The 18,109-nt window shown below is 56.0% G+C and carries 13 protein-coding genes, 1 rRNA gene and 1 pseudogene; 1 reads left to right on the top strand and 14 read right to left on the bottom strand.

Annotation, left to right across the window (positions count from 1 at the left end):
* Positions 1 to 16: 16 nt before the first annotated feature.
* The 6 genes from JMF86_RS15915 to JMF86_RS15940 all read right to left on the bottom strand — a co-directional run bounded on the left by JMF86_RS15915 (position 17) and on the right by JMF86_RS15940 (position 10,320).
* Positions 17 to 3,769 (bottom strand): SNF2-related protein, encoded by a 3,753-nt coding sequence (locus JMF86_RS15915; RefSeq protein ID WP_201317062.1) that lies wholly within the window; start codon positions 3,767 to 3,769, stop codon positions 17 to 19.
* A 9-nt stretch (positions 3,770 to 3,778) separates the two neighbouring features.
* Positions 3,779 to 5,473, bottom strand: coding sequence for an EH signature domain-containing protein (locus JMF86_RS15920; RefSeq protein ID WP_201317063.1), 1,695 nt, complete (start codon positions 5,471 to 5,473; stop codon positions 3,779 to 3,781).
* On the bottom strand, positions 5,470 to 6,180 hold the full coding sequence (locus tag JMF86_RS15925; RefSeq protein ID WP_060121874.1) for an OmpA family protein: 711 nt from the start codon (positions 6,178 to 6,180) through the stop codon (positions 5,470 to 5,472). The genes JMF86_RS15920 and JMF86_RS15925 overlap by 4 nt, the downstream gene beginning before the upstream one ends.
* 3 nt (positions 6,181 to 6,183) lie before the next feature.
* Entirely contained in the window at positions 6,184 to 8,208 is a 2,025-nt protein-coding gene (gene zorA / locus JMF86_RS15930) for an anti-phage ZorAB system protein ZorA (protein ID WP_201317064.1), read from the bottom strand.
* 569 nt (positions 8,209 to 8,777) lie between these two features.
* Positions 8,778 to 9,362 carry a hypothetical protein gene (locus tag JMF86_RS15935; protein WP_201317065.1) on the bottom strand — a complete coding sequence of 195 codons (585 nt, stop codon included), beginning with the start codon at positions 9,360 to 9,362 and terminating at the stop codon, positions 8,778 to 8,780.
* 244 nt (positions 9,363 to 9,606) lie between these two features.
* Complete coding sequence (locus JMF86_RS15940) at positions 9,607 to 10,320, bottom strand: hypothetical protein (RefSeq protein ID WP_201317066.1); 714 nt, start codon at positions 10,318 to 10,320, stop codon at positions 9,607 to 9,609.
* Positions 10,321 to 10,822: 502 nt separating this feature from the next.
* Here JMF86_RS15940 and JMF86_RS15945 point away from each other — a divergent pair.
* Positions 10,823 to 11,431: a hypothetical protein gene (locus JMF86_RS15945; RefSeq protein ID WP_155629395.1), complete on the top strand. Its 609-nt coding sequence runs from the start codon at positions 10,823 to 10,825 to the stop codon at positions 11,429 to 11,431.
* Positions 11,432 to 11,570: 139 nt separating this feature from the next.
* On the opposite strand, the gene JMF86_RS15950 is transcribed toward JMF86_RS15945, so the two are convergent.
* From JMF86_RS15950 to rrf, 8 genes and pseudogenes are all read right to left on the bottom strand, one after another.
* Positions 11,571 to 12,473, bottom strand: coding sequence for a plasmid partitioning protein RepB C-terminal domain-containing protein (locus tag JMF86_RS15950; RefSeq protein WP_060121881.1), 903 nt, complete (start codon positions 12,471 to 12,473; stop codon positions 11,571 to 11,573).
* Positions 12,470 to 13,372: a plasmid partitioning protein RepB C-terminal domain-containing protein gene (locus JMF86_RS15955; RefSeq protein WP_201317067.1), complete on the bottom strand. Its 903-nt coding sequence runs from the start codon at positions 13,370 to 13,372 to the stop codon at positions 12,470 to 12,472. Before JMF86_RS15955 ends, JMF86_RS15950 begins: the two co-directional genes overlap by 4 nt.
* Positions 13,369 to 14,934: a recombinase family protein gene (locus JMF86_RS15960; protein ID WP_201317068.1), complete on the bottom strand. Its 1,566-nt coding sequence runs from the start codon at positions 14,932 to 14,934 to the stop codon at positions 13,369 to 13,371. The genes JMF86_RS15955 and JMF86_RS15960 overlap by 4 nt, the downstream gene beginning before the upstream one ends.
* Positions 14,935 to 15,102: 168 nt before the next feature.
* Positions 15,103 to 15,546, bottom strand: a complete 444-nt coding sequence (locus JMF86_RS15965; protein WP_201317069.1) for a hypothetical protein — start codon at positions 15,544 to 15,546, stop codon at positions 15,103 to 15,105.
* Between the two features lie 619 nt (positions 15,547 to 16,165).
* Positions 16,166 to 16,399: pseudogene (locus JMF86_RS15970) on the bottom strand (N-6 DNA methylase); the annotation flags it as partial.
* Between the two features lie 138 nt (positions 16,400 to 16,537).
* On the bottom strand, positions 16,538 to 17,188 hold the full coding sequence (locus JMF86_RS15975; protein ID WP_201317070.1) for an HNH endonuclease signature motif containing protein: 651 nt from the start codon (positions 17,186 to 17,188) through the stop codon (positions 16,538 to 16,540).
* Between the two features lie 4 nt (positions 17,189 to 17,192).
* Positions 17,193 to 17,543 carry a nucleotide pyrophosphohydrolase gene (locus tag JMF86_RS15980; RefSeq protein WP_043888685.1) on the bottom strand — a complete coding sequence of 117 codons (351 nt, stop codon included), beginning with the start codon at positions 17,541 to 17,543 and terminating at the stop codon, positions 17,193 to 17,195.
* Between the two features lie 337 nt (positions 17,544 to 17,880).
* A 5S ribosomal RNA gene (gene rrf / locus JMF86_RS15985) occupies positions 17,881 to 17,993 on the bottom strand.
* Positions 17,994 to 18,109: the final 116 nt, after the last annotated feature.

The following is an 18,109-nucleotide window of genomic DNA, read 5'->3' on the forward strand; positions in this document are numbered from 1 at the left end:
AGATGAGTACCAACATTCAAACGTCCGCCGATTGCCATTCGGCGAAAAGCATCCGCTCGACCTCGAGCATGGTTGTTTCATGCGCCCGAAGCAGGTCGCCGAGATGCTTCTGGTCAACCAACTCGACAGAGTTCAAATGCGCGTTTTCCTTCGCCTGCGCATTGAAGAACTGATTTGTGACGCAGACTTTTTCGAACGAGACATTGGGGTGCCTACGTCGGTAGAACGCTTCGCCAGCCACCACCTCCTTCACTGCGTCCCATCCGAGTTTTGTTCCGTCAATTCCGCTGGACTTGGCCTGAATAAGCTGACCTCGATTTCCGTCAATGGCCACAATGTCGACGCCGTTGTCATTCGTGCCCGGTGTCCGGTAGCAGTTATACCCACGCTTGCTCCAAAGTGCGCCTACAAGGCACTCGAAGTGTTGCCACCCCATGCGCTGGGCCATATCCAGCGTGATGCGTTCATCCAGGCCGTCGCTCTGCGAGTGTGGCACCACGTCCGTGAGGTTAAAGTCGGACGGCGCCACGTCTCCGGCGCCATTGAGCATGTCCTCTGACAACCCTCTTTTATGAGCTAGCAACTGGTCGAGCTTGACGTCGAAAGTCATAAAGTCGTCAGCCCAAACAGTTGGGTAATACACGTACACCGGCTTCGTCTGATTGATGCGGTACGCACGGTCGGTGGCCTGGTCTTCTTTGGCCGGATTCCATGTGCGCGAGTAATGGATAACGTGGTTCGCCGCCTGGATGTTTACGCCGAATCCGACGGCGACCGGCGAAAGAACCAGGACACCGAAGCCCGGAGTTTCTTGAAAGGCCTTGATTCTCTTTTGCCGACTGGCGACGTGACTCGACGACGCACTTGTATCACCGTTAATGATGTCGGGACGATACCCGAACTCGGTTTCGATGTAGTGCTGTAGGAGTCGCTGAATCTCCCGGAACTCGCAAAAGACGATTGCCTTCTCGCCCTTCGCTCTGATTTCGGAGAGCTGCCTGAGTAGCCAATTGAGCTTCGGGGATTTCGCACGATAGTCGCCCAATGGCTCCGGCTTGAACACGCTTAGACCGTGCACTCGTGGGTCAGTACAGACCAGCCTAAGGTAGTGTAGCAACCCGAGGTGATTCTTGAACGGCGTCGTATGGTTGGGCTCCTGGCGCCGTTTGAAGCCATCCACCGCCTTCGCGTAGAGGTTCCGCTGAACGCCAGAAATTGAGAGCCGCCGGCAATCTTCGACAACGATTTTCGGAGGTAGCCCAGTATCGACCTCGGTCTTCAGGCGCCGGAGAATCTGGGGCGAGATGCGAGCGCGCAATTCTTCGACACGAGCTTTTTCTTCGTCAGTCTTCGCCTCAATCGGCTTCCGGTACCGCTCACCAAAGTCGTTCAAGGCACCGAGCAAGCCCGGTTGCACATAGTCGAAGAGACACCACATATCGGCCAAGGTGTTCTCCACCGGGGTCCCGGTGCATGCAATCCTGAACGCGACATTCTGCTTCTTGGCGGCCCGGGTCACCATTGCGGCTGGGTTCTTGATGCGCTGCGCCTCGTCGCACACCATCAAGGACCACTTTTGCGCCGCAAACGAAAACTCCAAGTCTCGCAATGTCTCGTATGTCGTCAAAACCACCTTCGCATCGCCAATCCAGTTGGGCTTCAAAAACTTGACCAGGCCATCCTCGGTCTGCAAGCGTTGGTCTATCTGGCTGCGCGGTACGCGAAACGCGGCAAGACTTTCGCCGTATGCAGTCAATAGGGGCAATGCTCCAGGCTGAAAGAACTTGTTCGCTTCCTCTGCCCAGTTTTCCAGCAGTGAGACCGGCGCGACTACCAACATTGGATTCATGGTGGGGTCCCTCTCCAGCAACCAGGCCATAAGCGCCAGCAATTGGAAGGTCTTACCCAGCCCCATGTCGTCTGCAAGGATTGCGCCGCGAACCTGGTAATCGGTTTGCAGACTGAAGAGATGCTGCATCCACGCGAGACCCGCTTGTTGATGCGGCAACAATGAGAACTCCGTGCGAATGCTTTCCGGAAGCTTCGGACGAGCAGGTACGGCCTGCAGCGCTTCACGACGCAACTCTTCGTATTCGAGTGCCTGAATGTTTGCACGCAGAACTAGCTGCTTTTTGGCCACGCTTTCGCTGGGCCGTTTGCGCGCGTTTTCCGGGTCAAACTGCTTACCCGACTCCAAATCTGAAAAGACGCTCTCGAACGTCGAGATGATTTCTTTCGCGTCAGCCAGCGAAATGGGGTCCCTGAGCCAAGGGACGTCGAGCTGCACCATGCCCTTCGCGTCAGCGACCTGTACATCATTCTTCAGCTTCTCAATAGCAAGCTTGTTGGTCGGCACGGCCACCGGCTCGCCACCGTCCTTCGACTGATAAACAATGACAGGCAGAATGTTGTCGGGAAACCAACCTTCGCCCTCGTCCTTCTTCGCGATATACGGCGAATGGTAGGGCTTCTCCACACCAATCGATTCGATGCGCGCAGAGTAGCCAGCCAGGTCGTGGACCTGAGCGTAGGAGACCAGCGTCGGAGGAATGCGACGCTGTGCCAGTGCAGCCGACAATTCCTTGAGTTGCTGCTCCGAATCTCCCTGCAGAGCAAGGTCATAGCCCTGCCAGGCAAGCAGTTGATGGCCCTGCGTCAGCGACCTGGAGAGAGCCAAGATGAACGCGGAAAGTTCGTCGTCGTCGAGCCAATGCGTCTTCGAGGAGGTCGGTCCGCTCGCCACCGCAGATTCGATAAGCAGGCCGACACGTACTGGATAGCCCGCAGCATTTCGCTCGAACATCGGTACGAAGCGTTCGTAGTCGAGGCCAGCGTCCTCACGAGCGCGTTCGAATTGTGATTCTTCGATGACGTCAATCGCGTCTGCACCGAGAGCCGCGAAGGGGTTGAGCAAAAAGGCCTGGGCCCGAGAACCTGCCACCCGCCGTCCGGGCAATCGCCGGATTTCCCGCAGCACAGTCTTTACCTTCGGTGTGACCAGAACCTGGACGATTCCATCCTGCGTTGTAATGTCGTACCGGTCGCGAACTTCTCGTGCTCTGTCGAACGTGTCGAGCCAGTCATCAGGTGCTCCGTCGAAGCTCGGCTCGATTTCGACTACGTGGTCGTCTACAACTGCCACCGAGCGCCGCAGACCTATATTGAGCTTTTCCGGACTCAATACTACCGAGCGGTAGAGAAAATCATCAAGTCTTGCTTCGGCATCGACTGCGAGCTTGCGAATCCGCCCCCACCCTTGCCGGTTGGCTAAATCAGAGTGGTCCTCGTCGTCACGGCGCGAGAATGCAATGACCGCATTAAAAAGCTTCCATTGCGCGGGACGCATCAGCATCTCTACGGCGCCTTCTAACATCACGGGCCCCGTGATAGTGCCTCGAAATTCACGGCCGCCGTCGATGCGCCATCCATCTATCGCAATAGAGAACTCGTGGTCGGTCAACGAATGGTTGCTTCGCAGATGCTGACGGAATTCCGTGAAAGGCGGTATTCGGAGAACATCGCGCAGCTGCCCGTAGTCCGGTTGTTCAAGGATGTCGTACAAAGACTGCCAATCCAACAAGAACTCGTCCTCGACCGGGCTGACGAGGCCATCATCGGTCAGTTGTGTGAGGTAGCCGCCAACGAGGTCTCCGTCGACCGTCGCTCCCGGGCTTTGAGTTCGCCGAGTTAGAACGATGCCCTTATCCGACCAGTGCCGCTTCCAGGTGATGACGTCTCGCGCTTTTGCTTGCTTGAATAACTTGAACACGGTTTCGCCTTATTTCCACCAACCCTTGCCCGGCTTCACACGGAAGCCCCATTCCATCAAAACGCGGCCGACACGCTCGTCACCTTCACCACCGCGCACCCACAAGTTTCCGCCGAGTGCAGTCCTGTCCTCGATTTGCAGACCATGCGTTGCCGCGAATCGCTTGAGCGCAACGTGTGAGTAGGATTCGTGTGCTTCGGTTCGATTTTGCGAAGAGCCAACGTTCTCACGGGAGGAGACGTTACTCGTCGACTTCGTAGGCTCGTTTGCGGCCTTGGCTCTACCTGAAGCACGCAAAGTTTCGGCTGAAGGAAGAATCTGAAAACTCTTACGCAGTGTTGCCTCGAACATCTCCTCCCATCGATTCCAGCCATGAATGCCGTCTCCATGCTTTAGCCACAGCATGCTTTTCGATTGCTTCAACGAGTTGCGTTCATTTTTCCCGAGCTTCAATGTCTGACTTGTATTGAATGGCAGAGAACGACTGGCGTCATAGCCATAAAACGCGTTTCCGAGACCACTAAATTCGACAGCAACCAACTTGCCCATCGTCATAATGAAGGCGTTGTTCGCGCCAGAGGCGTCGAGTTCGCGAGTCAGGCCCTTCATTCTCTTACGCAGCGCGACCAGGTCCGGTTCACGTGAATTGCGTGCAGTCGAGCCTAATGCGAACTCGATGTCATCGATGGATTTAACGTATCGCTTCCAAAACTCCATTCGCCGACGGTCGGCAAGACCGTCCTCCGCCAGCTTCGTAAAGAAGGTCTCGATAAATTCGAGCTTCAACCAGTCAGAGACCATTGCTCGAGCCGCAGGCTCGACGCCACCCCATCGGGTCGCATTTGAAGGTAGCCACGGATTGCCCCACCAGGCAACAGCATGGTCGCGCAGTCTCGGGTGCAAGGGGGTGCCAGAGACCTCAGCGTATCGGTCAAGGACCAGAATCGTTCCTCGGTCGCGGAGCACCTCATTGTGTGCAAGCAGACCAAGCAAGCGGGGTAGCAGCCTCACAAACTCATCGTCATCGAGCTTCGTCGCGCCCTCAACTTGCGTAAGCACGAGCTGGCGCAGAAACCACGACTCTTTTCCGATTTGAAGCTGCTCGCAAATATGGTCTATGCGCGACGTATCGCCTTCGAGCAACTCGCCCACATATCGTGTGCACGGGGACTCATCAAAAAGCTGTCTGTTTTCGATTGCCGTGTCGACCCATGAAGGGCTCGACCTGCTATCACGTATCTTGGGGTTCCGGTCGTGAAGGTAGTCTCGCAGGGTCAGCCAGTTCTTCCTTCCCGAGGACGCCACCCCACATGCATCTACGTCAAAGGCGAAGTAGCTCTTTGCGAGTCCTTGATAGCAGCGCCTGTATGACGCGGTCTTGGTTATGTAGCCATCAACGCTGTCCAGGATATGCTGCAAGCGTGGTCGGTCCTCCATCACGCACTCGCCTTGGGGACGGTGTGGAATACATAGGCCAAAGGACAGAAGATACGCATCGCGGAACGTGGACACTTCGTGGCTCTGCCAATACCGTCGCACCGCGTCGAGCTGATGGTCATGAACAGGTTCTCGGCCAACACGAGATTTTGCGCGCGCTTTCAACTGTTCGAGAAGCACGTCGATTTCAGTGCCCGAGCGAATCGGCTGCGTCTCTTCGCTGACCGACGATTGCAGCAAAGACGCCAGGTAGTTTAGTGCGCTCATCGCAATGCACAGTCGCCAAAGTTCCCCGATTGCGCCGGGGCCGGAGACCTATCCTCGCCAACACCTAGGAACTCAAGACGCATCTCGACGCGGCGACTCTCCTCGTCGGTTTCCTTCGAGTCATTGAACGAATATCCGCCGACCAAAAACAGATTTCGCACGTCCAGCTTTTGCGCCTCGTCGAGCACACTCGTACCGGTCGTTGCAAACATGCTGCACAACACCCGCTCGCTGCGCTGGAGACTCAGATTCAGGTTACTCAGGTACGTGCCGGTTCTGTCTGTGTAGCCTTCGACAACCACTCGCTTAAGTACGCGCTTGCCCAGGTCATCGTTCGCCAATGTCAGGATTTCAGGAACAAACTGACGCAACACCGCTTCCTGCTCGGGCGCCAGGTTTGATTTCCCGAACGCAAAACGGGCGCGGTCACCAAAATCGATAACATGTCGATTGCGGTCTATCTTGATACCGTCGTACCGCTTGGCGGCAGTTTGAAACCGGTCGAGGATAAGCTCTATGTCCTTTCGATGTTGCTCTTCGCGCTTTTCTTTCTCCGTCACGTTCTTCGTCACGGCGAGCAGCGCTACCCCCATGACCACGAGGAAGAGCACCATCAGCGCGGTCATCAAGTCAGCAAAGGAAATCCAGAAGGGCTTTTCCGCCTCGTCGCGGCTTCCGCGCTTGACGACGATTTGAGTTCCAAACATCGCCTAGTTCCTCGCTGGTGTCAGGGTGCTCATCGAGGCGAGCGTTACCTCCAGCTCACCGACTGCAGACGAAAGCAACCCCACTGCCGAGGTCAGTTTTGTATGGAACTCGGCATTCGCTTTTTCCAGCGTACGCTTAACCTCAGTTGCAAAAGCGCCGTGCGCTTCAGCGAGAACCTGGCTTACACCAGCGAGATACTCGTCCGCCTGCTTTTGCGCCGCTCCAAGGTGGCTTGTGGATGTCTCAATGCGATTGAGAATGTCACCGGTCAACGCAGCTTCCCTTCTCGCAGCATCGACGGTGGCGCGCAATTCCGTAACAAGCTGGCCGATGCTGTCGCGATGAGCGCGGTAGTCGCTCAGCAGTTCCTGGATTGCTCCCGCACCGCTCGTCAAATTCCCGGCTGTCGCAGCGAGTTTGGTTGAGACGTCGGCGGTTTGCCCCATGACACCGGCGACGCGCTCACCTGCCGCGGCGAAGTTCCGCGACGCCGTGCCCAACGCTTCCGCGCCAGCATTCATGCGGTCGATTGACGAAGTTGTCGACTGCGTCAAAGCATTCACGCTTTGCGCCATCTGCGTGGTTGCGACGCCGAGCTCCTTGACAACAGCATCCATCGATTCCGACATCGCGGTCACTACGCCGCTCGCGCGCTCAGACATTGCATGCTCGCGTGCGCGGTTGTTCTCAAATACTTCTTTCTGCGCGCCACTCAGCGTGGTTAGCATTTCGCCGACGTGAGTGCCGAGCGTCTCCAACGTCGCCTGCAATTTCTGGTTTGTCTCCGACTGAGACGTTGCAACCAACTGGCGCAGCTGCTCAACGAACGCAGCCGATTGCGCGTTCATTGCCTCCTGTCGCGACTCCATCTTTTCAATGGCCTCCGCCATGCGCTGCGCCATCGCATCCGTCGAACGCTGACTCGAAGCCTCGATGTTCGCGACCAGAGTGTGCAGCGTGCTCACAGCCTGCTGAATGCTCTGGGCCGTTTGTTGATTAAGCTCGGTGAGGCCTGAAATTTGGCCACCGAACAAATCATTCAACCGTTGGCTGAAGCTCGTCATTACGTCCTGCAACATCCGCCCAGCACTTGCGCTCTGGTCACCGCTGGCGGTTTTAACGGTCGCTGCGATTTCATCGAGTGGGCCTTTGAGGCCCTGTTGGATGCTCTCGGCAATAACCTGTCCGAGAGCGACGTTGTTCTGGCGCCCCGCCTCTGCTGCGAGTGCATGTTGTTCTTTGCTCGCATCGATTTGCGCACTAGTCAACTCGCGCAGCAGCTCACCCATCTCCTTGACGAGAGCGTCCTTCAAAATTTTGGATTGGCTTGCCGACTCCTCTGATGCTTTTACTAGACGTGCCAGGTATTCTTCTCCGGCACCCGCCTCAAAGGAAGCATCAATCGCATGTGCAATTTCTTCCGTACGTCGGTATAGCGAGGCAAGGAGAAATTTTTCGAAGAGCGTGGTTAGCATTGCCGCGGCGATTGCCGAGGCAGACACAAGAAACGCCTCACCCACCGAATGCATAAGTGATTCAAGACTACCGCGCACGGTTGCAGCGTTCTCGCTTACCTGAAACGCGTGAAGGCCTTCTATGAGTCCGCTGAACGTCCCGATAATGCCGATACCAGTGAAAATACCGGGGACGTGCTTAAAAAACTCGGTGCGCAAGCGGCTGTCGACAACAACCTGACTGTTGAAGTACACCTCGGCCGGCGCGGTGGCCCGTACGGCGCGCACGACCATTTGTCCATCCCGCTCTTCCCGCTGGACGTGCAATGATTCGGCATACTCGTTCCATAGATGGGCGAGCCGACGGTCGCTCGCGAATACCGCTTCAAACTGCGACGAGAAGTCTCCGCTTTCGAAGTTTCCGATGCGTCGCTGGATAGCGCGCAGCCGAAGCAGGTGACTTATCGCTGGACCGAAGAAAAACACAACGACAATAACGACAAGGACGGCCAAAAACGCGCCCGTGATAAGTGCAGGCATCGGCACGCCGGCAAGTAATGACTGGATGTTCAACTTCGGTCTCCCCGGCAAAGGGTTTGTTTTCTTATGGCAGCCCAGGCGTGCCCGAAACGCACCGCTGGCAACCCACTGACGCGCCCCTCGTCAGGCACCGACAGGCCGCCGCGTCCATGCGGCTAATATTACGGCATATTCCTCGCGAGGATTAATGGGGAAAGACTCGAACTCGAAGATTCGAGCGTGTTAATGACTGGATTACTACCGCAGGACCTGTTCGACCCGCACAAGTACCTAGCCGCGACCGTGGCGATGGACCTGCCCGGACGTCGCAGTACACTCCGTAGAGCAGGCGAGCAAGGTTCAACACGAGGAGGAGGCGTTGGCGGCTTGAGCATGTCTCGCCGACCAACGTCCGACTGTCGATGCCGTGCCTCAAAGGTTCTTCCTCGGGCTGCGGAAGCACGTCTCCAATTCCGACGGGACGGTCGGGGGCGATGAGCAGAACGTCGCCGACGCCAGGCCGCAGGACTGAGAATTCCTCGGCGTCTGTCCGAGACAACGGCCAATTCACCCTAAATCTAAGCCGCAATTCGCGGCCAATCGCGATTTCTTCTATGCGCTCCTCACTCGCATACCGGACTTTTACGCAGCGACACATCCTCCGAACACGCACGTGCTAATGCGACCTTGATGTCACTCGAATTCGTGGGCGTCCAATAGTCGTCGATAACGATATATGTGTTCGCAAAACGAAGCTTCATGAGCGTTAATCCTTCCGCCACCTTTGCAGTCCATCCGAGCAAAACGTTTGTCGGCTCGGTTTGATATCTGACGTCGACGAGGCTAGCTTCTGGTTTGAGCTTATTCCAATCGACAAGCGGCGGGACCCGAAATGTAATGCGTTGCTTGGGGCGTAGAATCTGCCCGTCCATATCGCGAAAGTCCGCCGCAGGAACCATCGACGTGTTGCCGTACGGCAGCTCAGCACCATGGCTTGTTTCGTGAAGGTACGTTTCGGAGGTCGTAATGAAGAGCGCTTGTGAGCCGAGCTTCGGCATAATGCGCAAGCTCTCAATCCTTTGAGAAATCGAGCTGTCGTTTTCGACCGTAAATTCGTAGCCGGACGAAAGTGATTTCGAGAAGGAGACGATTACTTGACCTTGCAGAAAGTGCACTGCTGCCATCGCTGCCGCAGTCAGTGCGCTCATGCTGACAATTGCTTTCGCTCGCTTGTAGAGAAATTTTATTACGGAGGTCGCGCGGTCCATGCCGGTCGATGGAACCGTATTTGGGGCGGCCGTCGGTTGCGATGATGCGTATCCTCGACGGCGTTGGCCAGCGCCGGAGCGCATCTTTCGAGATTTTTTCATGCGGACCTTCATTGAAGAGTCGGTCTGCGCTGATTTGCGCTAGGTCGCCCAATGTTTCTTGATGGGTGGAAGGTGTGTGCCTCTACCACCCCATCGCAGTAGCCGCGAGTGAACAAGTTGCGGTAAGAATCATCGTGGCTTCACGTCGGCTGTAGACTTCCGGCTGCCCGTTGGAGTCCACGTGATGCGCGAGATGGCTGTAATGCCGGACAGAATCAAAGATGGCCAGTGCTCGCTGAAGTTTTGACTGGTCGCGAATGCGAGCCGGTTTCCTGTCGCGAGCCACGATGACCGAATCTCGCGCGTCGATTTGGGTAGAAAGGCTATCCAACACCTGACGGCAGGTGCTAACGACTGTGTCGTACTCACCCGCCACGAGGTGGCGTCGAGCGGCACGCAACAACTGGGTAACTGCCGTAAACGACCCGCACGAGTCGACGGGAATTTCAACACTGACGACGAACGCGTCCGCGAATCCAAGGTCCCCTATAAGTTCAATCCATTCACTGAGGTTGAGTGGGTACCGCAGCACTTCTTCAACGGGATGCGCGTCTAGTGACGAATGCGCCATCCCCTTGAGGGCGACTTGAAACGTTACTCCACCAGTCCCTCGAAGTTCATCGAGCGCGACGAGCTGGCTTTCGTTGAGGTCGACCAGAAGCAAGGCAGCAGTTTTTCCAGCATGCGGGAAGCGACGTAGGACAATCGGCACCTCGAATCTGCCGCTCGCAAGATAGCGGGTGCCGTCCGACGACGAGATAACACTCACCATCGCGCTGAGTGTATCGATGCGCATTGCTGTGTCGTCGCTGGGTGTGCTGTTGACCACGTGAAATAGCACGCTGAACTTCAGTGTACAGACGCCTAATCCCTTCGCACCAGATAGGCCAGCGATGTGTGGGTCCGCGATAATGTGTGAATGAACATTTAGGCTCATGGGTTCGATTCGAGCAATTGAAATCTAGGGTTACCAGCTACGCTGGCGAACTGCAGCACACGGAATCGCTTGGACCAGTCGGGCCGCCCGTACACCTTAGTAACGATGTGTGTCACCGACCTACTTGATTCTCCTATGTGGCTTGAGTGAATCGCGACGCGCCCAAACACCATATCACAGTGAAGCCTGTATCGAGGTTCACCAACGAGTCTTCTCGGAACGAAGTTCCTACGCCCACGTTGCCAGCCAATTCTCGCTTGTGGCGGCACTCCGACACACCTATGCGCGATGCTAAAGTATCAAGAGAATTGGTCGTTAACTGACCAGCAGGTAACCATAACGTATGCGAAGAAAGGGACAAATGAAAAACGAGTTTATTTGGTGGGAGAAGACCGTCGAGTATGCGTTCGTTCTCGAAACAGCAAGCAAGCTCGACTTTGCTGCCCCGCTTTCTGGCGTTCACGAACGTGCCGGTGACGGCATCTTCGCAAGTGATTCGAAGCTTGTTCTGATTGAATTCAAGCGTGACGAAACTCAACTGAATTCGGAGCGCGATAAGTTTGTCGACTTCGAGCGTGCCGCGGAGACTCTTGGCCCGCGAGGCGGCCATCATTTCATCGTCTTCGGCCGTCAGGTAGTTGAAAATGGTAATGCGAAGCCACATCTGAGTCTTGCTGTGGAAAGGTTTTTCTCTGGGCCTTCACCTAAAGACATGGACGCTATGTTCGAGGCGGGTCTGCCGACGGATAGTTTCAATGTCTATCTGAATGAACTCATCAATTGGAAAAATAAAGACGGCAGAAGCAGTGGTGCAATCGGCGCATCCAATTACGCCTCAGTGTTCGGAATTTCTGCGTCTCAAGGGGTGAAGACCGTAGCTTTGCAGGACTATCTGGTGCGCGAAATGAACTACGTGCATAAGATGGATGAACCACAATCGACACATGTGTTCTCGCCACCAGGGCCTTGAAGTAAGAGTACGGAATTTTCGGGTGCAGAGTTTTGATGCGGAAAGCAGCGTCGTCATTGTGGGTGCAGAAGTCGACGAGATGGCGCTCATCTCGCAGCGCGTCGCACGCAATGTGGACGGTCATTAAGTCAGGCTTCGACTAGGCGACCGCACCGACTTGCTGCTGGTCGAGAGAAATGGTTGCAATGATGGACTCGAATTCCACCATCAAGTCCGGATGGCGCTGGGCAACGTATTGCCGAGCAGGCTCGTTTTCGAGGAGCTTGGCCAGATATCCCTTTGCGAGCACCAAATTCAACACGTCCTGGCCGTATGTCTGTTCCACGAGCTTGTACTGTGCCTGCAGATTGCTCATCTCCCGCTCCATTCTGGCCATCTGCTCCGGGCTAACGCCGTTGAGTTTACGTGGCTTCTTTTCACCCACAAGACGCGCCGCAGGTGTTGCCACCAACAATGCCTCTGCGTAGGCGACTGACACGTTGTTCGCAGCCACCATCAGTTCAACACATTCGACCTGCCGCGTCGGTTTCATTTTGCGAAGCGCGCGGACAAGCTCTGGTGAGAATTGCCGGTCTCCCAGAAGCTCAGCCGCTTCCGGGCAAATGCCGTCGAGCAATGACATCTTCTTCACTATCTGCGACACATTGACGGAAAGAGCTTTCGCCAATCGTTCGGGTGATACACCTCGGTCAACCACACGCCGTATCATGTGATGCTCCTGCACGGTGGATAGGCGATTAACACGATTGTTATAGGTGTAGCTCTCGTCGTCGGTCGCGACAAGACAAGCAACCTGCTCGTGGCCCAACTCCTGGATTGCAAGCAAACGTAGATGCCCGTCTAGCAGGACGTGCTGCCCCGACGATTGGTTCACCGGCGTTACCGAGAGCGGTTCAATAAGGCCCACCTCCTCAATGGAGGCTTTTATCTGCTTGAATTTTCGCGATTCAACCACGAGTGTCGGTACTCTGCGCGAAGGCAAGATGCCGGTGACCGGCAGCGACAATGGCTCGGGGATGAACCCAAGAATTACGCCTGTCATGTGGCACTCCCGCTTGGCCAGACGCGTTCGGCAAGATACTTCGGCAGACTTGCCAGTCCCTCCGCGCGCAACAGGTTAACGAAGTTCTCGTCGGCAAACAGTTGCCGCAATGCGCCGACCACAAATAGCAACCGCTGCTGCGCGAACTCCGCTTTTCTCACCATCGACTTCTGACGCTCGACCTCGCGTTCATATGTCCGCACGAGGCTCGACGTCGTGACGGCGGCGGACTTGCTCGACATATTGTGCGCGGTGCTCTTCCCGAGTGCTTTTCTGCGCTCGATGACGCGGCGAGCACTCATCAGTTGCTTGCCCCGCAATTTTCCCGACTCATAGGCCTCTTGGAGCGCGGCCTGTATTTCAGCGTCGTCGTCGCCGGCACCAACAATCATGAGAGCCGCATTGAGGGGAACGAGGCCTTTCTCCACTGCAACGACAAGTCGCTCTTCTCCCTGGTGCAATAGCGTGAGGATGCCGTGAACGTAGGTCGATGTAAGACCCGTTTTTTCGGCAATGACTTTCGGCGCATAACCCTGCTCCTGCAGTAGCCGAATGCCGGCAAGCCGCTCGATGGGCCGACATTGTCTGCGCGCGATGTTTTCCGTCAGACTCATTACGTACGCATCCTCGTCGCTCACATGCACCACGAGTGCAGGAATAGTCGCTTCCCCTAGCGTGCGAAATGCCTTCAATCGCCCCTCGCCACATACAAGCAGGTATTTTTCTATGCCCCCAGCCGTCACTCGCGGAGTGACCAGGATAGGTTTCTTCAGGCCGATGGTCTTGATATTGTCGACGATTTCGTTGAAGACCCGACCATTGCGCTCTCTCGGATTAATGACTTCAATCTGAGAGACCGGAATCATCCGAATTTCTCCAGGCTGCTGTCGCGAGTTCACGCTACTCTCCTGAGACGAGCGCGCTCGGCCATCCCATACAAGTAGTCCAGCGTGTCAAAGCGATAGCTCTCGAACTCGATTGGATTTTGGTCGGCGAGATGAATGCGCGGCTGCACAAAATCGAGACGCGGCAACAGGTAGTAGTCGAGCGTCGATGCGTTCGCCTGGTCGAGCCGAACCGCAACGGTGATGTCCGGCAGAAGACTCGTATCGAAACGCACCTTCCAATGATTTCGGCCATTGCCATGCGCCTGGCACCGTGCGAGCACAATACAGGCTGTGAACTCGTCATTCACTGTCAGTAGGTCGGTTGCGGTGTCGCGTATCATCGTGCCGCCCAAATCGGCTATTTTCTTCTCCGTCTGCGCGACAATTTCTGGATGCAATTGTCGCAAGAAGCGATTGGTCTCAATGTAACGATAGTCTCGACCAGGAGTGAAACCGACAGTCTGATAGGCACGGATTAAACTGCCAAAGCGATAAACATAGACCGACGTAGAAGGCATGCCGTCTGTTTCGTCAATCACCACGCCAGACAGGAATCCGCGGGCACGGTACAGGTTACGCAATCGCTCAATTAACTCCTCATTTGAGTAGTGACGCGCTCTCGCTCTCATGATGCCCTGAGCGGTATAGAACGTCTCGCTCGGAACGAGTGCCTGAAATGCTCCCTCCTTTCTAATCCACATGTCGGGGGTGTTCATCACGCGCATCTTTTTCAGCTTGAATGACACCCGGTTATATACGTTATTGCCAATGTATTTTTCGTTGGTCAATACCTCCCGTACCGTCGCCCGCGTCCACTCACGGCCAAGGTCAGTGCGCACATTCATGCCGTTAAGGCGAGCTGCAATCTCGTATTCGTCGAGCGATTCGTCGATAAACCAGTTATAGATTAAATTGACGATTCGCACCTCGCTTTCTGGCCCCGGCATCAGGACAACCCTGTCCGTCTGTAGGCTTTTATGTTCGCCTCGATGCAGCTCCGCTTTCATGAGACCGTGCTCGTCGACCAATACTCGGCGCAACCCATAGCCTGCTGGGCCTCCTTGTCGAAAACCCATTTCAATCAAACGACACTGGCCGGCAAACACCTTTGCAGACAGTTCTCGGCTGTACTCGCCGGCCATTGCGCGCTTCACCCCCTTCACAATGGTCGAGACTGGCGACCCGTCGTTCTCGAACTGCTCGGCGCAGTACGCAACCTGAATTCCTGCACGGCGGCAAATGTATTCGTAGTACGCGCTCTCGTCGGCATCCTGGAATCTGCCCCAACGACTCACGTCATAGACGAGGATGATGCAAAAATCAGCCTTTCCATTCGTCACATCAGAAATGAGATTCTGAAGTGCTTGGCGACCGTCGATTCGAAGACCGCTTTTCCCTTCATCGGCATATGTGCGCACGATGTCGAATCCGCGACGGGTTGCGTAGTCTCGAATCCGGTCGCGCTGATTCTCAGTCGAATACTGCTGGTGTTCCGTGGACATGCGGACGTACTCGGCTGCCCGTCCTGCCAGCGAGCTGGCTACGCTTGGTGCACCTGCGCTGTTGAATGACATTCTCCGCTCCACAACTCAGACACTGGCACGCAGCAGGCACCATGCGCAGGGAGAAGCCCGAATGCGGACGCCGCGTCCTCAAGTCGGGGCGTGGCGCTCTAAAGCGAACGGTGACAAGGCAAAGGTAGCAGGCCGGACGCCTACGCGTAACACGTCATCTCTTTGCAATCAGACCGGCGGCGCCGCCGGCGCAGACAACACGGTTATATGGACGGTCCACGCGTCCATCTTTGCAACGTTGGCGTCATCCGCATGGCACAGGACGTAGAAGCCCGAGCCTAGGGACTGCGGACGCCCTGACACGTCCATCTTTGCAATCGCCCTGAAATTCCGCCGTTCGTTGCGCGTCTGCTGCATGCTGCTATTGCGCTCGCGATACGCCGAATGCGAGGCTCGATATTCGCGCCAGTAGCCCGAGTGCCCCGCGCACCACCTGGCCTGCGCCCGTGCCTGGTTGTCGCGATAGTCGCTATCGATACGGAGCCGGTGGTTCTGCCAGTCACGTCGTCGAGCTCGCTGGCAAGATTCCGATGAGCAATAGCGCTGACGGGGAACGTGCGGCAGCGGCACGAACGCGGTGCCACAGGCGAGACAGAGGCGTGGGGATTTCATGAGTGCCCTCCAGGCCAGGTTGCGACGAGCGGACGCCGGCGCCTCGACCAGCCACCGACGGCACTGGCGCGGGACGAGATAGAGAGGGGCTTATTCAGTAGCTGCTTCGTTAATCGGCCAGCGCGATTTGCTTGGCGTGTTTGTAGGCCGGGTCTCCGAAACTTGGACATTTCTTGACCGCCGGCGTGCAAGGAGAGGGTTCGTCCACCAGCACAAATCGCTTAAATTGCCTTGCCGGACGCGCAGTTTTTTGCGGTAGCTTGTACAAAGCTGAGAGAGCGATGCTGGTGGGATAGGACCCGTCCTGTCACAAGCCCAGGCTCGAATCCGAGGTGGTCTGGACGGTTCGTCTCGACTTATGCGTCCATTTTCTCGCCTTATGGGTCCACCCTCAGCTGGAAGCCCTTATCCCGTAAGGCGCATTTTCTCGGGTTATGAGTCTGTCTACAGCGTTGCAGCCGTAGGGCGCCAGAGTATGTGCGACTGGCGCCACAGTTGTGCGACTGGGTGACAGAGTTGGCGCGACTGGCCTACGTCTCGAGATTGAGGCAAGCGCGTGAGCTTGCCTTTCTTCATCTCGGTTGGCAGCCAAGACCTGTCTTGGCCTTGGCGATGCGCATCATGGCAGCATAGGCAGTCCCAGCTCCTTGAGGAATGCGTTGTGGCGCTCGGTGGCCAGTTTGATTTGCTTATCCAACGAAACCAGTTCCGCATGCACTGCCGCGAGATCGATCTGCTCCTCGGCTTCCGCCGTGCTCACGTAGCGCGAGATATTCAGATTGAAATCGTTCTTCTCGATTTCCTCCATGCCCACGCGCCGCGAATAGCGAACCTCCTCCTTTCGGAACCGGTAGCCTCAAGGCTTTGACAGCGATCGGCCATCCACCCCACCGAATCAACACGCGATAAAGCGCAGCCGCAAAGTACGCAAGGAACATCGCAAAGGAAAGCTGTCTCTCGACTGCGACGCCGTTCACTATTGCGATCTGGCTCAAGACTCGGCGCCGAAATGAAGCTCTCTGTGACAATTTGGGCACAACGCGATCGCATTTTCGACCGTATCCTCACCGTCGTCTGCAAGGCGTTGCTTGTGGTGCACCTCAAGGTATGGTGTGCGATCCTTTTTCCGGAGAAACGGAGCACGCAATTTGCAACGCTCACAAGCGCCATTCGCTCGAAGCAAAACTTCCGCAACAACGTCAGCGCTTCGAACGTAGATCTCCGTGACGGCCTTGATCTTTGCGGGCTTTTTGTTGGCCCGTGAGAGTCGCTTCCGGCGTGACGTCGATGTGTCTGCAAGCGCTCGATCCACGTCTTCGTCGAAAGCTGCTCGGCGTGCCTGAAGAGTCTGGAAAACCGCGACCGGCCCCTCATGTTGTGCGAGTTCGAACGTACCGCGCTCTACCCGTATGAACTTCGCCTCGCGTTTCGACGGATCGAAATCGACGCACTGAGGACAATGGTCCTCCACCTTGCGACGCACTGTCGCCTGAAACGTCGCCATGTCTTGATAGTTGTCTGGCAACTCCCCTGACGAGAATTCGACCAGCAGCGCTTCATAGATCTTCTTGTACGGCGCTCTTCCACCCAGTTTTCGCACCACATTCTCAATGTCGCCAACTTTCACGCTGTACTGCGGCATTTACTCAATCCCCGTATTCAGAGTATTTTTGTGATTTTCCGTACACCTTAGCCGGCGGATATTTCTTTTTATTGATTTCAATTTTTTCCAGCGCCGCCTTGTGGAGATCAATCTCTAACCTGTCAGCTAGCAGCACTAGGTACGTCAGAACGTCGGCCATCTCGTGACGGATCGCTATCAGCTGGTCAGCGGAAAGCTCTGCTTTCTCTCCGGAATCAAGCCATTGAAACGGCTCCAGCAGCTCGCTAGCTTCGACGCTCAACGCCGCAGCCAAATTCTTGGGCGTATGGAACCTCTGCCAACCGCGCTCCGCTGTAAACTGACGGAGTACATCGCGAAGCTCTTCCAATTCCATTTTTTTCTCCGCTGCGCCTGCATACGAAGTTCCAATAGAAAGATCCCAGGTCGCCAGGGAATTAGCACCTTCAGCCTATGGAAACAGCAGGATCGTTATAGGAGTTTGGAAAATATCACAATTTCGAGATAAGAGCCCTCTCACTCACCCTAACTCCTCACCAGTGCCCCACGTCGTCTGATACCCCACCGGAAAGCATCGCCGGCCGTTCAGCGACATCACGACCAACAACGCATTGAGCACGAGTGGGGCCCATGCCAGATGTCCCGCACATATTTCCGGCACCTCAAATGCAAAAACCCCCGCCTGGTCGGGCGGGGGTTTCTGGCTTGAGGGAGCCTGACGATTACCTACTTTCACACGGGAATCCGCACTATCATCGGCGTAGAGTCGTTTCACGGTCCTGTTCGGGATGGGAAGGGGTGGGACCGACTCGCTATGGTCATCAGGCAAAGGGGGTTGTTCTGCTGGCGTGGCCAACAGAACCAATCTGGGAAGAAGCAGTAATTAGGTTGTGTGTATCACACACGAGAATCCAACCGTCCGACGCGCTCTGTAGCGCGAAA

The organism is Burkholderia sp. E168m15 (genome assembly GCF_016586105.1).
GTDB classification, from domain to species: domain Bacteria; phylum Pseudomonadota; class Gammaproteobacteria; order Burkholderiales; family Burkholderiaceae; genus Burkholderia; species Burkholderia orbicola.